Origin of the sequence: Pseudomonas sp. UYIF39, assembly GCF_029963765.1 — a bacterium.
GTDB lineage: Bacteria > Pseudomonadota > Gammaproteobacteria > Pseudomonadales > Pseudomonadaceae > Aquipseudomonas.
The window spans coordinates 160,015-184,051 of sequence record NZ_JALBYU010000005.1; the positions used below are offsets into that span (position 1 = coordinate 160,015).

20 protein-coding genes are annotated in these 24,037 nt (G+C 60.9%); 11 read left to right on the forward strand and 9 right to left on the reverse strand.

What is annotated here, in order from left to right; translation table 11 throughout:
* Positions 1-66: 66 nt before the first annotated feature.
* The 4 genes from MO767_RS08915 to MO767_RS08930 all read right to left on the reverse strand — a co-directional run bounded on the left by MO767_RS08915 (position 67) and on the right by MO767_RS08930 (position 3,599).
* A complete protein-coding gene (locus MO767_RS08915; protein ID WP_056744588.1) occupies positions 67-621 on the reverse strand; it encodes a tetratricopeptide repeat protein in 555 nt (184 codons plus the stop codon).
* 224 nt (positions 622-845) lie between these two features.
* The gene (gene hemL, locus MO767_RS08920; RefSeq protein ID WP_282480189.1) at positions 846-2,129 is read right to left on the reverse strand and encodes a glutamate-1-semialdehyde 2,1-aminomutase; all 1,284 of its coding nucleotides are present in this window, start codon (positions 2,127-2,129) and stop codon (positions 846-848) included.
* A gap of 16 nt (positions 2,130-2,145) precedes the next feature.
* Positions 2,146-2,769 carry a thiamine phosphate synthase gene (thiE, locus tag MO767_RS08925; RefSeq protein WP_282480190.1) on the reverse strand — a complete coding sequence of 208 codons (624 nt, stop codon included), beginning with the start codon at positions 2,767-2,769 and terminating at the stop codon, positions 2,146-2,148.
* Positions 2,770-2,801: 32 nt separating this feature from the next.
* The gene (locus MO767_RS08930; RefSeq protein ID WP_008152868.1) at positions 2,802-3,599 is read right to left on the reverse strand and encodes a hydroxymethylpyrimidine/phosphomethylpyrimidine kinase; all 798 of its coding nucleotides are present in this window, start codon (positions 3,597-3,599) and stop codon (positions 2,802-2,804) included.
* A 408-nt stretch (positions 3,600-4,007) separates the two neighbouring features.
* On the opposite strand from MO767_RS08930, the gene MO767_RS08935 reads away from it, so the two are divergent.
* The 4 genes from MO767_RS08935 to MO767_RS08950 all read left to right on the forward strand — a co-directional run bounded on the left by MO767_RS08935 (position 4,008) and on the right by MO767_RS08950 (position 10,350).
* On the forward strand, positions 4,008-6,392 hold the full coding sequence (locus tag MO767_RS08935) for a hybrid sensor histidine kinase/response regulator (RefSeq protein WP_282480191.1): 2,385 nt from the start codon (positions 4,008-4,010) through the stop codon (positions 6,390-6,392).
* Between the two features lie 74 nt (positions 6,393-6,466).
* Positions 6,467-8,116, forward strand: coding sequence for an acyl-CoA dehydrogenase family protein (locus MO767_RS08940; RefSeq protein WP_282480192.1), 1,650 nt, complete (start codon positions 6,467-6,469; stop codon positions 8,114-8,116).
* A 21-nt stretch (positions 8,117-8,137) separates the two neighbouring features.
* Positions 8,138-9,637, forward strand: coding sequence for an AMP nucleosidase (amn, locus tag MO767_RS08945; RefSeq protein ID WP_282480193.1), 1,500 nt, complete (start codon positions 8,138-8,140; stop codon positions 9,635-9,637).
* Between the two features lie 71 nt (positions 9,638-9,708).
* Positions 9,709-10,350, forward strand: a complete 642-nt coding sequence (locus tag MO767_RS08950) for a pseudouridine synthase (RefSeq protein WP_033054187.1) — start codon at positions 9,709-9,711, stop codon at positions 10,348-10,350.
* On the opposite strand, the gene MO767_RS08955 is transcribed toward MO767_RS08950, so the two are convergent.
* Positions 10,345-10,554, reverse strand: a complete 210-nt coding sequence (locus MO767_RS08955) for a DUF2788 domain-containing protein (RefSeq protein ID WP_123367715.1) — start codon at positions 10,552-10,554, stop codon at positions 10,345-10,347. The two genes, MO767_RS08950 and MO767_RS08955, sit on opposite strands and share 6 nt — an antisense overlap.
* Before the next feature lie 208 nt (positions 10,555-10,762).
* Positions 10,763-11,242, reverse strand: coding sequence for an Lrp/AsnC family transcriptional regulator (locus tag MO767_RS08960; RefSeq protein WP_007937367.1), 480 nt, complete (start codon positions 11,240-11,242; stop codon positions 10,763-10,765).
* A 435-nt stretch (positions 11,243-11,677) separates the two neighbouring features.
* Between MO767_RS08960 and MO767_RS08965 the strand changes: the two genes are divergently transcribed.
* Positions 11,678-12,736, forward strand: coding sequence for a DUF6515 family protein (locus MO767_RS08965; RefSeq protein ID WP_282480194.1), 1,059 nt, complete (start codon positions 11,678-11,680; stop codon positions 12,734-12,736).
* Here the strand turns inward: MO767_RS08965 and MO767_RS08970 are convergent.
* Together MO767_RS08970 and MO767_RS08975 are read right to left on the reverse strand one after the other, a co-directional pair.
* Entirely contained in the window at positions 12,721-13,626 is a 906-nt protein-coding gene (locus tag MO767_RS08970; protein WP_282480195.1) for a cation diffusion facilitator family transporter, read from the reverse strand. The two genes, MO767_RS08965 and MO767_RS08970, sit on opposite strands and share 16 nt — an antisense overlap.
* A gap of 29 nt (positions 13,627-13,655) precedes the next feature.
* Positions 13,656-14,075, reverse strand: a complete 420-nt coding sequence (locus tag MO767_RS08975) for a polyribonucleotide nucleotidyltransferase (RefSeq protein ID WP_282480196.1) — start codon at positions 14,073-14,075, stop codon at positions 13,656-13,658.
* A 362-nt stretch (positions 14,076-14,437) separates the two neighbouring features.
* Between MO767_RS08975 and hrpB the strand changes: the two genes are divergently transcribed.
* Positions 14,438-16,957, forward strand: a complete 2,520-nt coding sequence (gene hrpB, locus MO767_RS08980; RefSeq protein WP_282480197.1) for an ATP-dependent helicase HrpB — start codon at positions 14,438-14,440, stop codon at positions 16,955-16,957.
* 9 nt (positions 16,958-16,966) lie between these two features.
* Here the strand turns inward: hrpB and MO767_RS08985 are convergent, their stop codons facing one another.
* A complete protein-coding gene (locus MO767_RS08985; RefSeq protein WP_046048823.1) occupies positions 16,967-17,881 on the reverse strand; it encodes a LysR substrate-binding domain-containing protein in 915 nt (304 codons plus the stop codon).
* A gap of 225 nt (positions 17,882-18,106) precedes the next feature.
* Between MO767_RS08985 and MO767_RS08990 the strand changes: the two genes are divergently transcribed.
* The 5 genes from MO767_RS08990 to MO767_RS09010 all read left to right on the forward strand — a co-directional run bounded on the left by MO767_RS08990 (position 18,107) and on the right by MO767_RS09010 (position 24,025).
* Positions 18,107-19,597, forward strand: a complete 1,491-nt coding sequence (locus MO767_RS08990) for an aldehyde dehydrogenase (RefSeq protein WP_282480198.1) — start codon at positions 18,107-18,109, stop codon at positions 19,595-19,597.
* 34 nt (positions 19,598-19,631) lie between these two features.
* Positions 19,632-21,002, forward strand: coding sequence for an aspartate aminotransferase family protein (locus MO767_RS08995; protein ID WP_282480199.1), 1,371 nt, complete (start codon positions 19,632-19,634; stop codon positions 21,000-21,002).
* A gap of 399 nt (positions 21,003-21,401) precedes the next feature.
* Positions 21,402-22,388: an ABC transporter substrate-binding protein gene (locus MO767_RS09000; protein WP_282480200.1), complete on the forward strand. Its 987-nt coding sequence runs from the start codon at positions 21,402-21,404 to the stop codon at positions 22,386-22,388.
* A 9-nt stretch (positions 22,389-22,397) separates the two neighbouring features.
* Positions 22,398-23,201: an ABC transporter permease gene (locus MO767_RS09005; RefSeq protein ID WP_134422426.1), complete on the forward strand. Its 804-nt coding sequence runs from the start codon at positions 22,398-22,400 to the stop codon at positions 23,199-23,201.
* Positions 23,189-24,025 carry an ABC transporter ATP-binding protein gene (locus tag MO767_RS09010; protein ID WP_140680927.1) on the forward strand — a complete coding sequence of 279 codons (837 nt, stop codon included), beginning with the start codon at positions 23,189-23,191 and terminating at the stop codon, positions 24,023-24,025. The genes MO767_RS09005 and MO767_RS09010 overlap by 13 nt, the downstream gene beginning before the upstream one ends.
* Positions 24,026-24,037: the final 12 nt, after the last annotated feature.

Sequence of the window (24,037 nt, forward strand, 5' to 3'; positions counted from 1 at the left end):
AAATGTGGGAGCGAGCTTGCTCCGGGCGGCGTTCCGACGATGGGGCCAGTCAGAACTATGCAGGATTCAAGGCAGGGGCGAGAACGGCGTACGCCCATCGGCGCTCTGCAATTCCATCAAGTACTTGCGGAAGATTTGCCCCAGTACCTGGGTAGCTACTTCCAGTTCTTCGCGGGGCATTTTCTCGGCGACTTCGTCGGCGGTGTCCAATGCTTCTTCAGCGCCATTGACAGCAGCCATTTTCAGCACGATATACGCCTGAACGTTATTGGCCGGTACGCCTTCGCCGTGGAAGAACATGGTGCCGAGTTTGAACTGCGCCTGGGCGTGGCCTTGCAGCGAGGCCTTCTCGAAGTAGCCCAGGGCTTTTTTGAGGTCGCGCGGCGTATTTTTGCCGTCGTAGTAGAACTCACCCAACTCGTATTGCGCTTGCGCATCCCCTTCATCCGACGCTTTCTGACAGGCGGCGAGCGCCTGTGCCAGGTCTTGCGGCTGAGTATTGAGGGTGCAACGACCCATCGCTGGGATTAACAACGAGTTGCCGCCTGCTTGTGCGAGCGCGAGCAGGGGCTGAAGGAGCAACAGGCAGCCCAGTGCAAGGGCGCGGCCGGTGCGGTTCATGGGAATCGACTTACCTCTGAAGGGCGCGCGGACCCATCGAGGGATCCAATAAGCGCGCATTATGAAATAAGCAGGGCCAACCTTACAAAGTCTTTACTCGTTTTTCTGCTGCGCGGGGAATATATCGCCCACTTTGCTGGGGATTTTGAGCAGACGCGTAGGAAAAAGGGCGGGAATGCAGGTGAAAGCTGACGCTGGCAATCGCCAACGTCAGCGGCACAGCGTTATTTCAATGCGGCAAATGCGCGCTCGGCGGCATCCAGCGTCAGTTTCAGCTCGGTTTCGCCGTGGGCGATCGAGGTGAAGCCGGCTTCGAAGGCGCTCGGCGCCAGGTACACGCCGCCTTCGAGCATCAGGTGGAAGAAGCGCCCGAACAGGGCGGCGTCGCTGGCCATCACGTCATCGAAGGTCACGATGTCGTCGGCGCCGCTGAAGTACAGACCGAACATGCCGCCGGCCTGTGTGGTCACGAACGGAATGCCCGCCGCATCGGCGCGCTGTTGCAAGCCATCGAGCAGGCGGCTGGTGTAGTCAGTCAACTCGGCGTGGAAACCAGGGCGGCTGATCAGGCGCAGGGTCGTCAGGCCGGCAGCCATGGCCAGCGGGTTACCCGACAAGGTGCCAGCCTGATAGACCGGGCCCAATGGCGCGATGTGCGACATGATTTCGCGCTTGCCGCCGAAGCAGCCAACCGGCATGCCGCCACCGATGATTTTGCCGAAGGTGGTCAGGTCTGGCTTCACGCCGTAGTGGGCTTGTGCGCCGCCGAGGGCGACACGGAAACCGGTCATCACTTCGTCGAAAATCAATACCACGCCATGCTTGTCGCACAGAGTGCGCAGGCCTTCGAGGAAACCTGGCGCCGGCGGTACGCAGTTCATGTTGCCGGCCACTGGCTCGACGATGATGCACGCCACGTCCTGGCCGACTTCGGCGAGCAGGGTTGCTACGGCGTCGATGTCGTTGAACGGCAGGGTCAGGGTGTGTTTGGCGAAGGCCGCCGGCACACCGGCCGAGCTCGGCACGCCTTGGGTCAGGGCGCCGGAGCCGGCCTTGACCAACAGGCTGTCGGAGTGACCGTGGTAGCAGCCTTCGAACTTGATGATGCTGTCGCGGCCGGTGAAACCACGGGCCAGACGGATAGCACTCATGGTCGCTTCGGTGCCGGAGCTGACCATGCGCACCATTTCCATCGACGGCACGATCGAGCAGACCAGATCAGCCATCTGGGTTTCCATCTCGGTCGGCGCGCCGTAGGACAATCCGTGCTCAAGCTGTTTGCGCACGGCGTCCAGCACGTCCGGGTGGCTGTGGCCGAGAATCATCGGCCCCCAGGAGCCGACGTAATCCACATAACGCTTGTTGTCTTCGTCGGTGACGTAGGCGCCTTCGGCGTGTTTGAAGAACAACGGCGTGCCGCCAACGCTTTTGAATGCGCGAACAGGCGAGTTCACGCCACCGGGAATGTGTTTCTGGGCATTGGCAAACAGCGTTTCGGAACGAGACATGATCGGGCTCTCAAAATCAGATTTTTAGTAATTCGTTGAATGCGCGGGCGCGGCGTGTCACTTCAGCCGTGCTCTCAGCGCCAAACAGGCCATGGACCACCGCCAGCAGATCGACCCCGTGGGCCACCAGTGGCGCGGCGTTTTCCAGGGTGATGCCGCCAATCGCGCAGATCGGCAGGTGCAGTTTGCTGCGGGCCTGGTCGAGCAATTCGAGGCTGCAAGTCGGTGCACCGGGTTTGGTATTGGAGTTGAAGAAACGACCGAAAGCGACGTAACTGGCGCCTTCCTTGGCCGCTTGCTCGGCGAGATCGAGTTGCGCGTGGCAGGTCGAGCCGATGATCGCCTGGCGACCGAGCAGTGCCCGAACCGGCATCAGCGGGCCATCGGTCTGGCCCAGGTGCACGCCGACGTTCAGGCGTGCAGCGAGTTCGGCATCGTCGTTGATGATCAGCTGGGTCTTGTAGCGTTCGCACAGATCGCGCAAGGCTTCGGCCTCGCGCAGACGGCGGGCCTCGTCGCTGCTCTTGTCGCGGTATTGCAGCAGGGTGACGCCGCCTTCCAGCGCCGCCTCCACGTACGAAAGAAATTTACCTGCCAGCAGCTGGCTATCAGTAATGGCGTACAGGCCACGTAGCTTCATCGGGCGATCCTTTTTGCTTTACGCATGGACAGTTACGAACAGAAATCCAGCGGCAGGCGGCGCGGCACGAACTGGCCTTTGCCCAACTGCTCCGCATCACGCAGGGTGCGCCACGTGTAGTTAAGCGCGGTCTGCACGGCACTGGCGAGGTTTTCGCCGAGGGCCAGACGACCGGCGAGAGCACTGGCCAGCGTGCAACCGGAGCCGTGATAACTGCCGGGCAAGCGCTGGCAGGTGAAGGTTTCGCGGTGACCGTCGCGGCTATACAGGCGATTGTGGATTTCGTGTTCATCGCCATGGCCGCCGGTGATCAGCAGGTGTTTGACGAATGGCAGGAGTTTTTCAGCGCACTCGTCCGCGGTGCCTTCGGGCAGTTCGGCGAGGATGCGGGCTTCGGGAAGGTTTGGGGTCGCGATGATCGACAGAGGCAGCAGGCGCTCGCGCATGGCGTAGCCGACTTCGTCCTTGCCCAGGCGTCCGCCGCCACCGGCGCGCAGCACCGGGTCGCAGACCACCGGCAAATGCGGGTGCGCCGACAACAGTTCGACCACGGTGTCGACCATTTCCAGGGAACCGAGCATGCCCAGTTTCACCGCCGCGACCGTCGAGTCGTTGAGCACGGCATTGGCCTGGGCCAACACCCACTCACGGTCGAGGACGCGGAAGTCAGTGACGTTGACCGTGTCTTGCACGGTCAGGGCGGTGACGGCCGGGGCCGCATGACAACCCTGAGCGAGCAGGGCTTCGATATCTGCCTGCAAGCCGGCGCCACCACTTGGGTCGTGGCCGGAGAGACAGAGGACAACGGGGCGAGAGCTGTAGATATTCATGGTGCGCGAGCTTACCACCAGTCGACCGACGAGTCATGACGGTCCATGTAGCAGCTGCCGAAGGCTGCGTTCGGCTGCGTAGCAGTCGTGAAGTCAGTCGCTGGGGTGTATCAGGCAGACCGCGTGTGCAGGTTTTACGACTGCTGCGCAGCCGAACGCAGGCTTCGCCAGCTGCTACAGGGAATGGGCATTTTCACAAACTGACCGGGCTTACAGCTCTACTTCAAGATATGGAGCTGGAACGCCCGTTCTAGAGCCTTTGTAGGAAAAATTTCAATGGTGTTCAATGGCCACCAACGGCTATGCTAGAGTGGATCCAAACCAATAACAGGTAACACCGGTTTTACGTCTACTCAAAAGGAATGAGGGGCTTCCTGAGATAACCGGACAGGCCACGCTGGGGCTTAAATGCGCTATTTGCTGATGTTGCTGTTGTGCTTGCCCCTCATGGCGAGTGCCGTCGAATTCGACGAATTCACTCAAAGCCTTCCCCTGGGCCGAACCCTGCAAGTGTTCGAAGACGCGGGCGGTCAGGCGACCATCGCCGATGTCCGTGCACAAGCCGCGGCCGGAAACTTCAAACCCCACGACAAAGCCACACTCAACGCCGGTTACTCGCGTTCAGTGTTCTGGCTGAAAATCGACCTGCATTACCGCCCGAACAACCCCGCGGTGCAACGCACCTGGTTGCTGGAACTGGCCTATCCGCCCCTTGATCACCTTGATCTCTATTTGCCCGATGCGGCCGGTGGCTATCAACTGGCACGCCAGACGGGCGACGCGTTGCCGTTCGACAGTCGCGAAATTCGCCAGAACAACTACCTGTTCGATCTGAACTTCACCCCTGATCAAGCGCAAACCCTGTACCTGCGCCTGCAGAGTGAAGGGTCGATCCAGGCGCCGGTCACCCTATGGTCGAGCACTGCCTACCTGGAAGAGCAGCCAATCCGGCTCTATGTGCTGGGGCTGATCTATGGCGTATTGCTGGGGATGCTGGTGTACAACCTGTTCATCTACCTCAGCGTGCGCGATACCAGCTACCTCTATTACATCTTCTATATCGCCTCGTTCGGCTTGTATCAGTTGTCAGTGAACGGCGCGGCCGTGGAATATTTCTGGCCGAACAATCCCTGGTGGGCCAACGCAGCGACGCCGTTTTTCATCGGTTGCGCAGGCCTGTTCGGCAGCCAGTTCGCGCGCAGCTTCTTGCAGACGGCAACCCACGGTCGTTGGCTCGACCGCTTACTGCTGGCGTTGATTGCGTTTAGCGCGGTGGTGGTCGGGTTGTCGTTGATGACCAGTTACGCCCTGGCCCTGCGCCTGGCGACGGCGCTGGCACTGACCTTCACCGTAGTGATTTTTGCCGCTGGGATTATCGCCTGGCTACGCGGCCTGCGAGTGGCGCGTTATTTCATTATTGCCTGGTCGGCGTTTTTACTCGGCGGCATCGTCAACACCCTGATGGTGCTGGGTTACCTGCCAAACGTGTTCCTGACCATGTATTCCAGCCAGATCGGCTCGGCGATTGAAGTGGCGCTGCTGTCCCTGGCGCTGGCCGATCGCATCAACGCCATGCGCGAGCAACAGGCGCAGACCCTGTTCGATGCTGGTCAAACACTTGAAGTGCTCAACCAGCAACTGGCTCACAGTAACAAGCTCAAGGATGAATTCCTCGCCACACTGACCCACGAACTGCGCACGCCCATGAACGGTGTGATCGGTTCGCTTGAGCTGATGCAGACCGTCGAGATGGACCCGGAGCTGGAGCAATATCAGCAAACGGCCGCCGGTTCCGCGCGAGACATGATGCGCATGGTCAACGGCATCCTCACCCTGACCGAGTTGCAGGCTGGCAAGCTCAAGACCTATCCGGCCGTTTTCAGTTTGCGCGGCGTGGTCGAGGCTTTGCGCCTGCAGTTCGAGGGCAACGCGTTAAGCAAGTCGCTGGACTTCAAAGTCGAGGTCACGCCGGGGCTGCCGGATCGCTTGCACGGCGACAGCGCCAAGTTGGCGCAATGCCTGGAATGCCTGCTGGATAACGCGATCAAGTTCACTCGGATCGGCGGACTGGCGCTGCGGGTGTCGGGTAAGCCCGTGGCGCCCGACCGACTGGCGCTGTCCTTTGCGGTGATCGACACCGGCATCGGCTTCACCGATCTGGGGGAGGCGACCCTGTATCAGCGGTTCTTCCAGCTCGATGGCTCGATGACCCGTGAATACGGCGGTCTGGGCGTCGGCCTGGCGATCTGTCGGCAACTGGTCGAACTGCTCGGTGGAAAACTGACCCACCGCTCCGAGCCTGGTCGTGGCAGCCGCTTCCAGCTCGACGTCGAGTTCGAACTGCCCGTGGTGGAGCGGCCGCCAGTGCCTCTGATGAACCGGGAATTTCCTCGCCTGCGACTGCCTCAGGACTGCACCGTACTGCTGGTTGATGACAACAGCATCAATCAGTTGGTGATGCGCGGCATGTTGCTCAAGCTTGGGTTCCGGGTGCGCTCCGTCGACAACGGGGCTGCCGCGCTCGATCACTTGCAGCGCGAAACCTTCGATGCGGTATTGCTCGACTGCCAGCTTCCACCGCTGGACGGCACGTCCCTCTGTTGCCAGATCCGCGCGTTGCCGGGCTGCGCCGAACTGCCGGTGTTTGTGATTGCCTTGAGTTTTGATCGGGAACGCTGCCCGACCGGTGCCTTGATCGATTATCTGAACAAACCGGTGAAATTCGAAGACCTGCAGGCAGCGCTCTATCGCCGGGTGCTGTGTCCGCGACAAGGCGAAAGCGCCGGCAGTTAGGCAGATATGACGCTTTGTTCGGCCAAGGGGCGGTGCTTAACTGAAGTCCCTTGGCTGACCAAAGGAGCCCCGTCATGAACCTGCATCAGTTCGCCGAAACCCACGAAGTCACCAACCAGCCACCGTCGCTGGACGGCGTCAACCTGTATCGCATCGACCTGCCGTTGCAGGAGTGGTCGCGGCGTTTCGGGGCCGGGTGGGCCGAGTCGCGGATCGACGCTTACGGCGCCTTGGCCGGCGGGCCGCTGATGGAGGCGGGGTTCCTGGCCAATCAAAACAAGCCGGTTTTCAGCAGCCATGACCGTTACGGCCATCGCATCGACCTGGTGGAGTTTCACCCGGCCTATCACGAACTGATGCGCACGGCGGTCGAGCACGGACTGACCTCATTGCCTTGGGCGCATCCGCAGTCCGGCGCCCACGTCGCCCGCGCTTCCATGACCTACCTGCACAGCCAGGCCGAAGCCGGTAGTGGTTGCCCGCTGACCATGACCTTCGCCAGCGTCCCGGCAATGCGCCTGCAAGCGGATCTGGCAGAGCAATGGCTGCCGAAAATCCTCTCTACCGAATACGATCAGCGCAACGTCGGCATGGCCCACAAGGCCGGGGTCACCATCGGCATGGCCATGACCGAGAAACAGGGCGGCACCGACGTGCGGGCCAACACCACCAAGGCTTATCCGGTCGGCGCCAGTGGTCCGGGCCAGGCGTATGAACTGGTAGGCCACAAGTGGTTTTGTTCGGCGCCGATGTGCGATGCGTTCCTGACCCTGGCCCAGACTGACAAGGGGTTGACCTGTTTCCTGCTGCCGCGCCACCGCCCGGACGACACGCGCAATCAGTTCTACATACAGCGCCTGAAGAACAAACTCGGCAATTGTTCCAACGCATCCAGCGAAGTGGAGTTCCGTGGTGCGCTGGCGTGGATGGTCGGCGAGGAGGGACGGGGCGTTCCGACCATCATCGAAATGGTCGCCATGACCCGCTTCGATTGCATGGTCGGCTCCAGTTCGTTGATGCGCCAGGCCCTGACCCAGGCCAGCCACCACTGCGCTCACCGCAAGGTCGGCGGTAAATTGCTCAGCGAACAACCCTTGATGCAGAACGTACTGGCCGACCTGGCCCTGGAATGCGAAGCCGCCCTGGCCTTGAGCCTGCGCATGGGCCAGGCGCTGGATCATCTGGATGACGAGCATGAAGCCAAATTCGCTCGGCTGGTCACGGCGGCGGGCAAGTACTGGATCTGCAAACGCGCGCCCGGAATGATCAACGAAGCCGCCGAATGCATGGGCGGCGCCGGTTATGTCGAAGACAGCATCCTGCCGCGGTTGTACCGAGAGGCACCGGTCAATTCGACGTGGGAAGGTTCCGGCAACGTGCAATGCCTCGACGTGCTGCGAGCGTTGTCGAAGGAGCCGGGTGTGCTCGACGTACTGTTCAGCGAATTGGGCGATGGTCATGGCGACAAGCGCCTGGCTGCGCACATCACTCAATTGCGGGCAGCGTTCAAGGACACCAGCGACATTCAATATCGTGCACGGCAGCTCACCGAAGACATCGCCTTGGGCCTTCAGGCCAAGCTGTTGCTGGAGGCGGGCAACGCGGCCGTCAGTGACGCCTTCATCGCCAGCCGCCTCGGTTCGGTCGGTCGGGTGTATGGCGCGTTGCCACGTGGGCTAGATTTGGAAGCGATTGTCGCCCGGTCGACACCTCAGGGCTTCTGATCGCGCTGACTTGCAGGCAAGATGAAGGCCTGCAAGTCAGAACACAGGATGCTGATCGTGACCGAAGCTTTTATTGTCGTTCAAACCGCCGAGCAAGCCGTGGACCGGCTTGCGCTCTTGCACAATCGTGCAACCACCGCGCTGAACCAGGCGCTCAAGCGTTACCTCAAGGATCGAGTCGAACCGGACGCCGAACAGCGTGCGATGTTTCGTTATCCCGAACTGCGTCTGACCTACCTTTGCCAGGGCGAAGTCCCACAGACCACTCGCGCCTACGCCAAGGTTCAGCTGCCGGGGACTTACAGCGTCACCGTCACTCATCCCGCCGCCTTCCGTAAATACCTGCTGGAACAGCTGGTGCCGCTGATGCACGACTTCACCGTGACGGTGGAAGTCGGCATCAGCCAGCAAAACATTCCTTATCCGTACGTGGTTGAGCAGGGCGATGAACTGGCCGGCTCCGGCGTCACCGCTGCCGTGCTGGCGCGGGTGTTCCCGAGTACCGACCTGTCTGCCGCGACCGATGGCATCGCCGACGGTTTGTACGATTGGGAAAACACCGATCCGCTGCCGTTGGCCTTGTTCGACGCCGCGCGGGTGGATTTCTCCCTGCGCCGCCTGGTGCATTACACCGGCAGCGACTGGCGTCATGTGCAGCCATGGATTCTGCTGACCAACTACCACCGCTACGTTGACCAGTTCATCGTCCATGGCCTGGAACAGTTGCGCAGCGATCCGCGTTTCGTGCGCATGGTCTTGCCGGGCAATGTGATCATCGAAAAGAGCATGGATCACGGCGAAGCCTCGGCGATTGCCGCCGGTGTGGTCTGGCACCGCTATCAGATGCCGGCCTATCACCTGATCGCCACCGACGGTCATGGCGTGACCCTGGTGAACATCGGCGTCGGGCCGTCCAACGCCAAGAACATCACCGACCACCTGGCGGTGCTGCGTCCGCATTGCTGGCTGATGATCGGCCACTGTGGCGGTTTGCGTCAGTCGCAGACGATTGGCGATTACGTGCTGGCGCACGCTTACATGCGCCGCGACGGGATTCTCGATCGGGTCGTGCCGCCGAATATTCCGATTCCGGCCCTGGCCGAAGTGCAAATGGCGTTGCAGCAAGCGGCGGCCAATATCACCGGTGAGAAGGGCGACGAGCTGAAAAAACGCCTGCGCACCGGCACCGTACTGACCTACGACGACCGTAACTGGGAATTGCGCTGGGCTCAGGAGCGTCCGCTGATCAACCTGTCTCGGGCCGTTGCGGTGGACATGGAGAGCGGCACCATCGCGGCGCAAGGTTATCGCTTACGGGTGCCATACGGCACGTTGCTCTGTGTGTCGGACAAACCGTTGCACAGCGAAATCAAACTGCCGGGTTCGGCCAACGCCTTCTATGAGCGCGCGGTCAGCCAGCATTTGAAGATCGGGATCGAGGCGGTGGATCTGTTGCGCACCGAACTCAACTCGTTGCACTCGCGCAAACTGCGCAGCTTTGACGAGCCGCCGTTCCGCTGATTGTTCTCATGGTTATTTAGCGGTCAGGGCACTAGCATTAGCAGCCCTGACCGTTAGATGTTCCTTTTCCCATGTCTCGTCCTCAACGTCCCGTTTCCCGCCGCCCTGGCGTGAAGCCTGCGCCATCGTCCTCAGCCCCGCGCCGTGTCGCCAAAGCGCCGCCGGCCGAGCCGAAGCTGATTCTGTTCAACAAACCGTTCGATGTGCTGACGCAATTCAGCGACGGCGAAGGGCGGGCGACGCTCAAGGATTACATCGAGATTCCCGGGATTTACCCGGCAGGACGACTGGACCGCGACAGCGAAGGTTTGCTGCTGTTGACCAACGATGGTCAGCTTCAGGCGCGGATCGCTGACCCGAAACACAAACTGGCCAAGACCTATTGGGTGCAGGTGGAAGGCGAGCCGAGTGCCGAGCAATTGCAGCGTTTACGCGATGGCGTGGAGCTGAACGATGGCATGACGCTCCCGGCTGAAGCGCGGCAGCTTGAAGAACCTGAACTGTGGCCACGCAACCCGCCCGTACGCTTTCGCAAAAGCGTGCCGACGAGCTGGCTGGAATTGGTGATTCGCGAAGGGCGCAACCGTCAGGTACGGCGCATGACCGCGGCAGTCGGCTTGCCGACATTGCGTCTGGTGCGGGTCAGAATCGGCGACTGGTCGATCGAAGGGCTCGATCAGGGCCAGTGGAAGGAAGTGCCGGCGCGTTTATAACGTGCCGGATTCGATCAGGCCGATGACCACACTTTTGATCACGAACGCGGCGACGCCCAGGCCGAGTACGAAGAACAGGATGAACGAGCCAAAGCGTCCGGCGTTGGACTTCTTCGCCAGATCCCAGACGATGAAACCCATGAAAATGATCAAAATGCTGACCAGACCGGTCATCATCCACTCTTCGAATACTGCAGGATCCATCGAACATCTCCAGCGCGGACGGGGCTAAAAGGCGCTGGAGTATACGCCACGGCGGATTGGCGGAGCATTGACCTGCGGCAGTGTGCCGCAGTCATTTGTCTGAAAACACACTGTGGCGAGGGGATTTATCCCCGTTTCAGTGCGTAGCACTGGCCGAGACTTTTAGCGTTGCTTCGCAACCCAGCGGGTATAAATCCCCTCGCCACAATCAGCTACGCAAATGAGTCAGCGGCAACTCGGTGCTATTGAGCACCTGGTTCAACACAAAACTCGACCGCACACTCGTCACCCCTTCAATCCGGGTGAGGTGACCCAGCAGCAATTTCTGATAATGGTCCATGTCCGGCACCACCACCTTAAGCTGGTAGTCCGCATCCATTCCCGTCACCAAACTGCACTCCAGCACCTGCGGCAACGTACGAATCGCCGCTTCGAAGTTTTCGAAACGCTCCGGCGTGTGTCGGTCCATACCGATCAACACGTAAGCCGTCAGGCTCAGGCCGAGCATCTTGCGGTCCAGCAGGGCTACCTGTCGGGAGATGTAACCGTCGTCCTCCAGCTGCTTTACCCGCCGCGAGCATGGCGAGGGAGACAGGCCGATGCGTTCGGCCAGCTCCTGGTTGGAGATGCGCGCGTCACGCTGCAATTCCGCCAAAATGCTCAGGTCGTATCGGTCGAGTTTGCTCATCAATCAGGCCTTTGTCATAACTATTGCGGTGGATTATCTATCCAGGGTTAAAAATTGCGCAAGTGATGTTTATTTGAGCAATCTTCGCAATCCTCTGCCGGCGCCGCGAGCCTATTCTTATCACCAGAATCACTGCTCGGACAAACAGTCCAGTGCGGCTCGCCCAATCAGGCCAGCTGCGGTCGCCACCCCCACCGGGGATGAGCCGGCCCCCGAGCGACACGCTGTCCAGAAGACGGCGTGAGGTGAGCCGACGTCATAAGCGTCGAGCACGGACGAAGTTCTCAAAGGGAGGCCGACGGGTCTCCCTTTTCTTTTGCCCGGAATTTGGCGACGACGCTCAATAAATAAGTTGCGCGACTGATAACCTGTTGCAGAACCGGCCGGTGCTTTCCCAGTCTTACGTACAGGCCCTAACCCGCAGTGAGGAAAAGCATGAAGTCGCGCATCTGGCGTTTGGCCGGTGTTGGTTTGCTGTGTGTAAGTGTCACTGCGCAATCGCTGGCCGATGAGCCGCAAAATCGTGGTCCCGATGGCGGACAACGCGGCTCGGATGGCCATCAGGACAATAATCAGGGGCATGGCGGCAACAATCAGCCGCGGCCACAGAACAACCCGCAACAGAATAACCAACCGCGCCCGCAGAACAACGACATCATTCGTGGCGACAACAGCCGTCAGTTCGAGCACAACGGTCAGAATCAGAACAACGGCCAGTGGCAGAACCAGCCCCGGCCTCAGCACGATTACAACAATCCGGTTCGCTCGCCGCCGCCACCTCCGCAGTTACCAGCCAATGATTTGCCGATCCAGGGCCGTCCCGACACAGTGCGCCAGACCCAGCAGCCGCAGCGTGGCTATTACCAGGACGTGCCGCGGCGCTACGACAACAACCAGCATTGGCAGAACAACGGTCCGCGTCCCGATGACCATCGCTGGGCCGGTCGCCCGGATGGGCATGGCAATGGCTGGGGCGCCGGCCCGCAGTACCGTCCCGGTCATGTGATCGATCACTTCCCCGACCGTGATTATCGCGTGCCATATCGTGGTCAGGATTACTTCTACTCCGGCGGCTACTGGTATCGCCCGCTCGGCCCGCGTTATGTGGTGGTGCAACCACCACGCGGGATTCGCGTCAGCTACTTGCCCGATTACTCGCGTGAAGTGTGGATCGGCGGGGCGCTGTTGTTCCTGGCGGCCGGTGCTTATTACGCCTATCAGGAAAACACTCAGGATTACGTCGTGGTCGAGCCGCCCGTGCAACCGCAGCCGCAACCAGCCAGCAATGGTTATGACGTGGTGGCATATCCGGCTAACGGTCAGTCGCCGGAGCAGGTCAACCAGGACGGTTACGAGTGCTATCAATACTCGATTCAGCAGAGTGGCTTCGATCCGCGAACGGCCACCTACCAGCCAGCCCCGTCGGTGGTGCAAGCCTACCGACAGGCCCAGGGCAACTGTCTGAGCAGTCGCGGTTATCAGGTTTCTTTCTGAGCCCTGTCTGCCAGTACCGATTCCTGCGGGTCGGCGTGCACCAGCACTTCGGCACGCGGATAAGCCGTGTGAATCGCATCGGCGGCTTGGTCGCTGATGCCGTGAGCGACTGACAGGGTCAAATTCCCCGGCAATTCCAGGTGCAACTGTACGAACCACTGGTTGCCGGAAATCCGCGTACGCAGGTCGTGCGCCCCCAATACTCCCGGTACGCTGCAGGCCAGTTCGAGCATGTGCTTGCTGACGTCCGGCGGCAGTTCTTCATCCATCAGCACCGTAAAACTTTTCCGGGCGATATGAATCGCGCTCCAGAGAATGTAGGCGGCAATCCCCAAGCCGAACCAAGGGTCGACTTGATGCCAGCCAAACCCGGCGAGCACCAGCGCCACCAGAATGCTGCCGTTGAGCAGCAGGTCCGAGCGGTAATGCAGGGAGTCGGCGTGCACCGCGTTGGAGCCGGTCGCCTTGACGACCCGATGTTGCAACATCAGCAGGGCCAGGGTCAGCACCAGGGAAAACACAATCACCCCGATACTGATCCATGGCGCCCCCACCGGTTCCGGGTGTTTCAGTCGATCAATCGCCTGCAAGGCAATCAGCACCGCACTGCCGCCAATAAACAACGCCTGAGCCATGCCCGCCAGCGACTCGGCCTTGCCGTGTCCATACCGATGATCATCGTCGGCCGGGCGCAAGGCGTAATGCACCGCGAGCAGGTTGAGCAGCGAGGTGAAGCCATCGAGGGTCGAGTCGGTCAACCCGGCGAGCATGCTCACCGAACCGCTTAACCACCAAGCGATGGCTTTGGCGACGATCAGCGTGCACGCCACCGCCACCGAGGCGCGGGTCGCCAGCCGCAGCAGGCGGGCATGTTCGGAGTTGGAGATCATAAGTGCAGCAATTCCTTTAAGTGCACGGATTACGCGGCAGGTTGCAGGCCGAACATAGCCAGTTGCTGCGCGCTGCCCTTGTGCTGGATCAGGCGCGGGTCATCCAGCGGGAAGCTGCGGCCCAGTTCGGTTTCGAGAATAGTCTGCAACTTGCGGTTATCGACCTTGCCGTCGGCGCCGATGGCTTCCTTGAGCTTTTCCGGGGCCACCTGGGCGGTCTTGCCGGGCTCGAAGTAAATCGCGCCGGTGGCGAAGTCCACGGCAAACGCGATTAGGCCGGGGATGATGTAGAACAGCAGGCCCACGGCATCGAGCGCGGCGATGGCAGGGTCGATCTTGCCGTCGATCTGACCGCGACGGTCAGGGTAGAAAATCGATCCGCAAGCGGTCACCTGGGTCAGCAACGTCGCGACCAATACACCGCCAATCAAGCGAAAGGGAACACGCATATGAAATCTCCTGAGTCATCTGGAAAACGAAGCGTCGTCGATATGAATTAGGACAGCAACGAGCGACAAGCAGTTCGCCGTTATACTCGCCGCGGCAGGGCGTGCCCACAGTAAATTACGGCCGCGTCTCACCCCCACTGGAATAGTTGAGGATTGATGTTGTTTTTTCCAGATCGACAACGCGCGACGGCTGATGAATTTTATCGGGGTTCGGCCCTCCGGGCTGAAGCTGTGGGCGCGCCATGCTGCGTTGCGGGACTTGGCAAGGAAACGACCCTTACCGGCGTCCCGCGCCTTGCCTGGCACGCCCACAGCTTCAACGCGACTCGCAATTTACTGTGGGTACGCCCTGGGGAGCCAGCATGATTTCTTTGCCGATTGATGAAGTTTTACCCGCCCTGCGTGAAGCCTTGGCTACACGCCACGAAGCCGTGCTCGAAGCACCGCCCGGCGCCGGTAAAACCACCCGAGTGCCACTGGCCTTGCTCAACGAGCCCTGGTTGGCCGGGCAGACCATTCTGATGCTCGAACCACGGCGGTTGGCCGCGCGGGCGGCGGCGGAGCGTCTGGCCAGTGAACTGGGCGAAAAGGTCGGCGAAACCGTCGGCTATCGCATTCGTCTCGACAGCAAAGTCGGTCCCAACACCCGCATTGAAGTGGTCACCGAAGGGATTCTGACTCGACGCTTGCAGGACGACCCGGCGCTCGAAGGCGTTGGTCTGCTGATCTTCGACGAATTCCACGAGCGTAGCCTCGACGCCGATCTGGCGTTGGCCTTGAGCCTGAATGGCCGCGAGCTGTTTCGTGACGATCAGCCGCTGAAAATCCTGTTGATGTCGGCAACGCTCGAAGGCGAACGCCTGGCCGGGTTGCTCGATGACGCGCCGATCCTGCGCAGCGAAGGCCGCATGTACCCGGTGGCGATGCGTTGGGGTCGGCCGTTCCAGCCCGGAGAATTCATCGAACCGCGCGTGGTGCAAACCATCCTCGATGCCTTGAACGATGAAACCGGCAGCGTGTTGGTGTTCCTGCCGGGGCAGGCGGAAATCCGTCGCGTAAATCAACAGTTGGCCGATGCGCTGGGCGAGAGCACGCAGGTTTTGCTTTGCCCGTTGCACGGCGAACTCGATCTGGCTGCGCAACGTGCCGCGATTGATCCCGCGCCTGTCGGCAAACGCAAAGTGGTGCTGGCCACCAACATCGCCGAGACCAGCCTGACCATTAATGGCGTGCGCGTGGTGATCGATGCCGGGTTGGCGCGGGTGCCGCGTTTCGATCCGGGCAGCGGCATGGCCCGCCTCGACACCCAGCGTATTTCCAAAGCCAGCGCCACTCAGCGCGCGGGCCGGGCAGGGCGTTTGGAACCGGGTGTGTGTTATCGCTTGTGGTCGCAGGATCAGCACGAGCAACTGGCGGCCTACGCCAGTGCGGAAATCCTCTCGGCGGATCTTGCCGGATTAGCGTTGCAGCTCGGCCGCTGGGGCGTGACACCGGGGCAATTGGTGTGGCTCGACGTACCGCCCGCGGCCGCTTATGCACAGGCTCAGGACTTGCTTGAGCGCCTGGGCGCATTGGACGGCGAAGCGTTGACCCGCCACGGTCAGGCCATGGCCGAACTGCCGGCTCATCCGCGCATCGCGCATTTGCTGTTGCGCGGTCAGGCGCTCGGCTTGGCCGACATGGCCTGCGATGTCGCGGCCTTGCTCGGCGAGCGAGATATCTTGCGCGGTGCCGGAGCCGATCTGCATAGCCGATTGGTGCTGTTGTCCGGCGAAGAACGGGCCGCACGCGGCGCTCAGGGTGGCGTGCAACGAGCCCGGCAACTGGCGCGGCAGTATCGCGGATACCTGCGGGGTAAAGCGTCGGAACCGGTCAGCGATCCGGATCATCCGCGCTGGCTCGGCGCGCTGTTGGCGTTGGCCTATCCCGATCGAGTTGCCCAACAGCGCCGGGCCGGTGGCGCGGAGTATCGTTTGGCCAATGGTCGCGCAGCGCTGTTCGCCGAAGCTGACAGTTTGATGAAGCAACCCTGGCTGGTGATCGCCGATCTGGGCAGTCGTCAGGGCCAGCGTGAAGAACGCATTTATCTGGCGGCGGATTTCGATCCGGCGCTGTTCGATTCAGTGCTGGCCGAGCAGGTTCGCGTGGTCGATCAACTGGATTGGGACGAGCGCGAAGGCGTGTTGCGCGCCGAGCGTCAGCGCAAGGTTGGCGAGTTGATCCTCAGCCGCGAGCCGTTGACCGGACTCGACGAAACTGCTCGCAGTCAGGCACTGGTGAATCTGGTACGACGCAAAGGTCTGGAGCTGTTGCCCTGGACGCCGGAGCTGCGTCAGTGGCAAGCGCGAGTGGCGTTGCTGCGCCAGCTGGACCTCAGCAGTAAAGAGCAGAGTGAATGGCCGGATGTCAGCGACGCCGCCCTGCTCAAAAGCCTCGAACATTGGCTGATGCCGTATCTGGGCAAAGTTTCGCGGCTCAGTCACTTCGCCAATCTGGACCTGTCGAGCATCGTCCACAACCTGCTGCCGTGGCCGTTGCCGCAACGGCTCGATGAGTTGGCGCCGCATCATTTGAGCGTGCCGTCGGGGTCATCGATTCGTCTGGATTACAGCGAGCAGCCGCCGATTCTGGCGGTGCGGTTGCAGGAGTTGTTCGGCCTGGCGGAAACCCCGCGCATTGCCGGTGGTCGTCAAGTGGTCAAACTGCATCTGCTGTCCCCGGCGCGGCGGCCGGTGCAGGTCACTCAGGATTTGGCGAACTTCTGGCGCAGTACGTATGCCGAGGTGAAGAAGGATTTGAAAGGTAGGTATCCGAAGCATTATTGGCCGGATGATCCGCTGGTGGCCGAAGCGACCGCGCGGATCAAGCCCCGCAAAAGCTGACGTTGATGCTCAAGAGGCGGCTTTGGCCGTCAACTGCTCCCGGCAATAGTCGGCAAACAACTGCGCCGGTTTGGTCAGTTGCCCGCGCTTGAGCCACGCCGCCACCAGCCCTGAGCCGGTGATGTCTTCGACGATGTCCACGCACACCACTTTCTGGCCGTCATAGGTGCATTCCGAGTGCGGCCGGGTGACCAGGATCGAGAAACCGAAGCCTTGCCCGACCATGCCCCGGACCATCTCGATCGACGGTGAGCTGAAGGCAATGTTCGGCGTCAGTCCCAACTCTTCGAACAGGCTGACGAAGTAGGTCCGGCTCGGTTGCACGTCCAGCAAAATCATCGGCTCCAGGCACAGATCACGTAGCGACACTTGTTTCAGCTGAGCAAAGCGATGATCCGCCGGCAGCAACGCATAAGGCCGCTGCGCCGGCATCAGTGGTTCGGTCTGGATGGTGGCGTCGAGGTCGTGTTCATACAGGATCGCCAGATCGAAGGTGCCGGAGGTCAGGCCTTGCACCAGTTCTTGCTGTTCGCCGTCGCGGATGCGGATTTTCACCCCCGGATACAACGCCGAGAACCCGGCAATCAACTGCGGCAGGTACAGCGGCGCGACCGTTTCGAAGCAGCCGATATCGATTTGCCCGGCCACCACGTCGTTGTCGGCCAGGGCGTTCTGTTCGAACTCCTTGGCCATGCGCAGCAGTTCCTGGGCCTTGCGGTAGAAGCGTGCGCCGCTGGGGGTTAATGACACGCCCTGAGCGTGGTGACGGATCAGCAGTTGCACGCCGAAGCTGTCTTCCAGGCCTTTGATCGCCGTGGAAATCGCCGGTTGGGCGATGTACAGCTTGCGCGACGCCTCGGCGACGCTGCCGCATTCGACGGTGGTGATGAAGTACTTCAATTGACGCAGGTTGTAGGCAGCCACGGCAAACCTCGGGGTGGATGATTTCGACATCCAGGCAATTTTCGCGCCGACTGCGTCCGTTCTGACGACGGTGTTGTTGTGCCTGAACAATAACCACATACCGCGCCACCGGGGAGATCGGCTGCCCAGTTTTTTCATGGTCTGCGAAGACATTTTTACTATTTTTCCTGGACGCAGGCCTGGGCCACCATCCAATCCACAAGAAAGCCCATGGAGCATCTGAACGTGTTCGAGCTTACATTCTGGCAAAACAAAGCCGCTGCGCTGCGGTTTCCCGATCAGGCCGTGATCGACGGCAAACCCCGTGCGGCGCAGTCGGGGCAGACCTTCGCCGCGATCAACCCCGCCACCGGCCAGTGCCTGGCCAACGTGGCCGCGTGCGGCGATGAAGACGTAGACGCTGCGGTGCGCAATGCGCGGCAGGTGTTCGAGGCTGGCACCTGGTCGGCGCGCTCGCCGAGTGAGCGCAAGCACGTGCTGTTGCGCCTGGCCGATCTGATCATGACCCATCGCGAAGAACTGGCGCTGCTCGATTCGCTGAACATGGGCAAACCGGTGATGGACGCCTACAACATCGACGTGCCGGGCGCCGCCGGGGTGTTTCGCTGGTACGCCGAAAGCCTCGACAAACTCTATGACCAGATCGCTCCGAGCGCGCAGAACGTGCTGGCGACCATCACCCGCGAAGCGCTGGGCGTGGTCGCTGCCGTGGTGCCATGGAATTTCCCGCTGGACATGGCCGCGTGGAAACTCGCACCAGCGTTGGCGGCGGGTAATTCGGTGATCCTCAAACCCGCCGAGCAGTCACCGTTTTCCGCCCTGCGTCTGGCCGAACTGGCGCTGGAAGCCGGCCTGCCAGCAGGCGTGTTGAACGTGTTGCCGGGGCTCGGCGAGCAGACCGGCAAAGCCCTCGGTTTGCACCCGGACGTCGATTGCCTGGTGTTCACCGGCTCCACGGAAGTGGGCAAATATTTCATGCAGTACTCGGCGCAATCGAACCTGAAACAGGTGTGGCTGGAGTGCGGCGGCAAGAGCGCCAATCTGGTGTTCGCCGACTGTCAGGATCTTGATCTGGCGGCGCAGAAAGCCGCGTTCGGGATCTTCTTCAATCAGGGCGAAGTCTGCTCGGCCAACTCGCGGTTGCTGGTGGAACGTTCGATTCATGACGAGTTCGTCGAGCGTCTGAAGGCGCACGCCGAAGGCTGGCAACCGGGTGATCCGCTGGACCCGTCGAGCCGCGCCGGGGCGATTGTCGACAGCCGCCAGACGGCACGCATCATGAAGTTCATCCAGCAGGCCGAACGCCAAGGCGCGACGAAACTGTGTGGCGGTCGACAGTCGATTTTCAACGGCTCGGACAACTTCATTCAGCCGACGATTTTCACCGGCGTGACGCCGGACATGCCGCTGTTTCGCGATGAAGTGTTCGGCCCGGTGCTGGCGGTCACTGCGTTCAATGACGAAGCACACGCCTTGCAACTGGCCAACGACAGCGTCTACGGTTTGGCCGCGTCGCTGTGGACCGACGACCTCAATCGCGCCCACCGTGTGGCGCGGCAATTGCGAGCGGGCACGGTGTCGGTCAACAGCGTCGATGCGCTGGATGTGACTGTGCCTTTTGGTGGCGGTAAACAATCCGGTTTCGGCCGCGACCTGTCGCTGCACTCATTCGATAAATACACCCAGTTGAAGACCACTTGGTTTCAGCTGCGCTGATAACAGCCGCTAATAACAAAACGGAGAACTGGCGATGACCACACCACGTGAAACCCGCGACTACCAGGCCGCCGACGCTGCGCACCACATCCACGCATTCGTCGATCAAAAAGCGCTCAACGATGAAGGACCTCGGGTGATGGTCCGTGGCGAGCGCCTGCACCTGTGGGACAACGATGGTCGGCGTTACCTCGACGGCATGTCCGGGCTGTGGTGCACCAACCTCGGTTACGGGCGCAAGGACCTGGCTGCCGCCGCGTCCCGGCAACTGGAGCAGTTGCCGTACTACAACATGTTTTTCCACACCACCCACCCGCAGGTGATCGAGCTCTCGGAGCTGCTGTTCAGCCTGCTGCCGGGGCACTACAGCCACGCGATCTACACCAACTCCGGCTCCGAGGCCAACGAGGTGCTGATCCGCACCGTGCGTCGTTACTGGACTATTCTCGGCAAGCCCGAGAAGAAAATCATGATCGGTCGCTGGAACGGTTACCACGGCTCGACCCTGGCGGCGACGGCGCTCGGTGGTATGAAGTTCATGCACGAAATGGGCGGCATGATTCCCGACATCGAACACATCGATGAACCGTACTTTTTCGCCCACGAGGGCAACCTGACCCCGGCCGAATTTGGCCTGCGGGCGGCGCAGCAGCTGGAAGCGAAGATTCTCGAACTCGGCGCGGACAAGGTCGCCGGGTTTATCGCCGAGCCGTTCCAGGGCGCCGGCGGGATGATCTTTCCACCCGAGAGTTACTGGCCGGAAATTCAGCGGATCTGCCGCAAGTACGATGTGCTGTTGTGCGCCGACGAAGTGATCGGCGGCTTCGGTCGCACCGGCGAATGGTTCGCCCACGAGCACTTCGGTTTCGAACCGGACACGCTGTCGATCGCCAAGGGTTTGACCTCGGGTTACATCCCCATGGGCGGGTTGATTCTGTCGAAGAAAATGGCTCAGGTACTGGTGGAACAGGGCGGGGTGTTTGCCCACGGCTTGACCTACTCCGGGCACCCGGTGGCGGCGGCGGTTGCCATCGCCAACCTCACGGCGTTGCGCGATGAAGGGGTGGTGACGCGGGTCAAGGATGACATCGGGCCGTACCTGCAACAGTGCTTGCGCGAGGTGTTCGGCAATCATCCGTTGGTGGGCGATATTCAGGGTGTCGGCATGGTGGCGGCGTTGCAATTGGCTGAGGACAAAACCAGTCGCAAGCGCTTTGCCAATGAGAACGACATTGCCTGGCGTTGCCGCACGATTGGTTTCGAGGAAGGCGTGATTATTCGCTCGACCTTGGGGCGGATGATCATGGCGCCGGCGTTGATTGCCAGTCGGGAAGAGGTTGATGAACTGGTCGGCAAGACGCTGAAAGCTGTTGATCGCACGGCTCAAGAGTATGACCGGCTCTGATCTTTTAGTGGCCTGGCGGGCCTCTTCGCGAGCAAGCTCGCTCCCACATTGGAATTGTGTCTACCTCGGTAATGGGGTCGACACAGATCCCCTGTGGGAGCGAGCTTGCTCGCGATAGCTATTGCACATTCACCACACCTCTCCAGGCTTTTGCACCCACCTCGGGCATCCCCGCCCACAGCGCCCTTTCGCAGCGCACGCTACCCAGTTTTTTCATCACTCCCATCGACATATTTCCTAATTTTCCTATTCCCCGCCTTGGGCCAACATCGACCTCGCCAGTCAGCCGAACGCTGCTCACCGAAAGGTCCATCAGAGACCTCAGGCGGCAGCTCTTCTCCATGGCCGCTGGCCGTACTGCCCATGACAAAACTAAATCAACAGCTTTGGGAGTGCTCCATGATCAAGTCCTTGCTGAACTGCATCACTCATCCACTGGCGATCACCGCCATCGCCGCGACGGTCGCTACCAGCGTCCAGGCCGGCACCCTCTCTATCGGCCACACCACGTGGGTCGGTTACGGCACGCTCTACCTGGCTCAGGATCTGGGCTATTTCAAGGAAAATGGTTTGACCGTCGAATTGCCTGTCGTCGAAGAGGCTTCGATGTACATGGCCGCGCAAGCGTCGGGAGAGTTATCGGGTTCGGCGTCGACCATCGACGAAGTGCTCAAGTACCGTCCGCAATTCTGCTTCAAGGCTGTAGCCGCGCTCGATGACAGCCATGGTGGCGACGGCGTGCTTGTGGGCAAGGACGTCAAGAGTCTGCAGGAGCTGAAGGGCAAAGCCGTGGCGGTGAACGAAGGTTCGACCTCGCAATTCTGGCTGTCTTACCTGCTGAAAAAGCACGGCATGACCATGAGCGACATCACCGTGCAAAACATGACGGCTGACGACGCCGCCACTGCGTTCATCGCCGGTCGCGTGCCAGCGGCCGTGACCTGGGAGCCGCATTTGTCGATGGTTCGCAGCAAGCAACAAGGCAAGGTACTGATCGATAGCAGCAGCACGCCGGGAGTGATTGTCGACGTGGTCGCGCTCAACTGCACGGTCATCGAGAAGCAGCCGGAAGACGTCAAGGCGTTGGTGGCCGGCCTTTACAAAGCCGTGCAGTACACCAAGGATCATCCGCAAGAAGCTTACAAAATCATGGCCAAAGGCGTCGGCGGTTACCTCGCTGATCCGAAGGAATTGGCCGCAGCCGCGCAAGGCGTGCGTTTCTACGATCAGGCCATGAGCGAAAAACTTCTTGGCTCGCCGGGCAAACCGGGCGACAGCGAACCGCTGATCAAACTGGCCAACGAGACCGCCAGTGAATTGCAGGGCAAACCCTACAACGTCAGCAATGACGACCTGATCGACAACCGCTTCGTCAGCCCGCTCTAGGAGGTTCGCATGTTCAAGCGCAATTCATGGCTGAGCCGCTGCATCACGCCCAAGACCGGCCTGCCGGTGTCGGTGATCTGGAGCGCGAGCGGTCTGGCCTGGGTGTTGTTGGTCGGCCTGTGGGCCGGTTTGTCTTACGGCGGCGTGGTGCCGGGCATGTTCCTGCCGACACCGGGCGCGGTGGTCGAGGCCGCCGTGCGCCTGAGCCGCGACGGCACCCTTGGCCTGCATGTGTGGGCCAGCCTCGAAGTGGTGATGGTCGGCTTCATCGTGTCGTCGCTGGTGGCGGTGCCGTTGGGGTTGCTGATGGGCAGCTTCCGTATCGTTCAGGCGTTCCTTGAGCCGATGGTCAATTTCATCCGCTACCTGCCGGTGACCTCGTTCGTGCCGCTGTTCATTCTGTGGATTGGTATCGGTCTGGAGCAGCGGGTGTCGGTGATCATCTTCGGCGTGTTCTTCCAGCAACTGGTGATGATCGCGGACGTGTCCAAAGGCATCTCCAAGGACCTGATCAACGCGTCTTACACCTTGGGTTCTACCCGTCGCGATGCGGTGCTGCATGTGATCGCCCCGGCGTCGTTGCCGGGTGTGCTTGATACCTTGCGCGTGACCATGGGCTGGGCCTGGACTTACCTGGTGGTCGCCGAGCTGGTTGCAGCCTCCAGCGGTCTGGGTTACTTGAGCCTTAAAGCCATGCGCGGCTTTCAAGTGGATGTGATTTTCCTGGCAATCGCGATCATCGGCCTGCTGGGCCTGGTCACCGATCAACTGTTCCGTTTTCTCCGTCTGAGGATCGCCGCATGGGCTCAGTAAGCGCCGTCAACCCTCGTTTCGTCACGTCACAGGCCGCGCCGGTACACGCCGCGCCAAGGCTGCAAGTGGACAAGGTCAGTCTTCGCTATCAAAAGCCCGACGGTGGCGTGTTCACCGCGCTGGATAAGGTGTCGTTCGAAGTACCGGATCAGCAATTCGCCGTGCTGGTGGGGCCTTCGGGCTGCGGCAAGTCGAGTTTGCTGTACCTCACTGCGGGTCTGAATGAGCCCACGGAAGGCGAGATCTACGTCGGTGGCCAGCAAGTTCAAGGGCCGGGTGCGGATCGCGGCATGGTGTTCCAGAGCTACACGTTGTTTCCGTGGCTGACCGTGCGCCAGAACGTTGAGTTCGGTCTCAAGCGTCGCGGTATGGCGGCCGCTCAGCGCAAGGAAATCGTCGACTACTACGTCAACGAAGTCGGCCTGACCGGGTTTGCCGACAACTACGCCAAGCAACTGTCCGGCGGCATGATGCAGCGCGTGGCAATTGCTCGGGCGCTGGCCAACGATCCGCAAATCCTGCTGATGGACGAACCCTTTGGCGCGCTCGACAGCCAGACGCGTCTGCAAATGCAGCAGCTGTTGTTGCGGGTTTGGGGTAACAGCAAGAAGACCGTGTTGTTCGTGACCCACGATATCGACGAGGCGATTCTGTTGGGCGACCGGGTCTACGTGATGGGCGCTCGGCCGGGTCGGATCAAGCAGATTCTGGACGTGCCGATCGAACGCCCACGGACCCTGGACATGGTCATGGAGCGCTCGTTCATCGACATGAAGCGCAAGATCTTCGGGTTATTGCACGATGAGCTGGAGGAGGAACATTGATCCAGCGAAATC

What these genes read in the sequence shown, in the direction of transcription:
- MO767_RS08915 (WP_056744588.1), bottom strand. Translation starts at nt 621, where the DNA reads ATGAACCGCACCGGCCGCGCCCTTGCACTGGGCTGCCTGTTGCTCCTT.
- hemL (WP_282480189.1), bottom strand. Translation starts at nt 2,129, where the DNA reads ATGTCTCGTTCCGAAACGCTGTTTGCCAATGCCCAGAAACACATTCCC.
- thiE (WP_282480190.1), bottom strand. Translation starts at nt 2,769, where the DNA reads ATGAAGCTACGTGGCCTGTACGCCATTACTGATAGCCAGCTGCTGGCA.
- MO767_RS08930 (WP_008152868.1), bottom strand. Translation starts at nt 3,599, where the DNA reads ATGAATATCTACAGCTCTCGCCCCGTTGTCCTCTGTCTCTCCGGCCAC.
- MO767_RS08935 (WP_282480191.1), top strand. Translation starts at nt 4,008, where the DNA reads ATGCGCTATTTGCTGATGTTGCTGTTGTGCTTGCCCCTCATGGCGAGT.
- MO767_RS08940 (WP_282480192.1), top strand. Translation starts at nt 6,467, where the DNA reads ATGAACCTGCATCAGTTCGCCGAAACCCACGAAGTCACCAACCAGCCA.
- amn (WP_282480193.1), top strand. Translation starts at nt 8,138, where the DNA reads ATGAAGGCCTGCAAGTCAGAACACAGGATGCTGATCGTGACCGAAGCT.
- MO767_RS08950 (WP_033054187.1), top strand. Translation starts at nt 9,709, where the DNA reads ATGTCTCGTCCTCAACGTCCCGTTTCCCGCCGCCCTGGCGTGAAGCCT.
- MO767_RS08955 (WP_123367715.1), bottom strand. Translation starts at nt 10,554, where the DNA reads ATGGATCCTGCAGTATTCGAAGAGTGGATGATGACCGGTCTGGTCAGC.
- MO767_RS08960 (WP_007937367.1), bottom strand. Translation starts at nt 11,242, where the DNA reads ATGAGCAAACTCGACCGATACGACCTGAGCATTTTGGCGGAATTGCAG.
- MO767_RS08965 (WP_282480194.1), top strand. Translation starts at nt 11,678, where the DNA reads ATGAAGTCGCGCATCTGGCGTTTGGCCGGTGTTGGTTTGCTGTGTGTA.
- MO767_RS08970 (WP_282480195.1), bottom strand. Translation starts at nt 13,626, where the DNA reads ATGATCTCCAACTCCGAACATGCCCGCCTGCTGCGGCTGGCGACCCGC.
- MO767_RS08975 (WP_282480196.1), bottom strand. Translation starts at nt 14,075, where the DNA reads ATGCGTGTTCCCTTTCGCTTGATTGGCGGTGTATTGGTCGCGACGTTG.
- hrpB (WP_282480197.1), top strand. Translation starts at nt 14,438, where the DNA reads ATGATTTCTTTGCCGATTGATGAAGTTTTACCCGCCCTGCGTGAAGCC.
- MO767_RS08995 (WP_282480199.1), top strand. Translation starts at nt 19,632, where the DNA reads ATGACCACACCACGTGAAACCCGCGACTACCAGGCCGCCGACGCTGCG.
- MO767_RS09000 (WP_282480200.1), top strand. Translation starts at nt 21,402, where the DNA reads ATGATCAAGTCCTTGCTGAACTGCATCACTCATCCACTGGCGATCACC.
- MO767_RS09005 (WP_134422426.1), top strand. Translation starts at nt 22,398, where the DNA reads ATGTTCAAGCGCAATTCATGGCTGAGCCGCTGCATCACGCCCAAGACC.
- MO767_RS09010 (WP_140680927.1), top strand. Translation starts at nt 23,189, where the DNA reads ATGGGCTCAGTAAGCGCCGTCAACCCTCGTTTCGTCACGTCACAGGCC.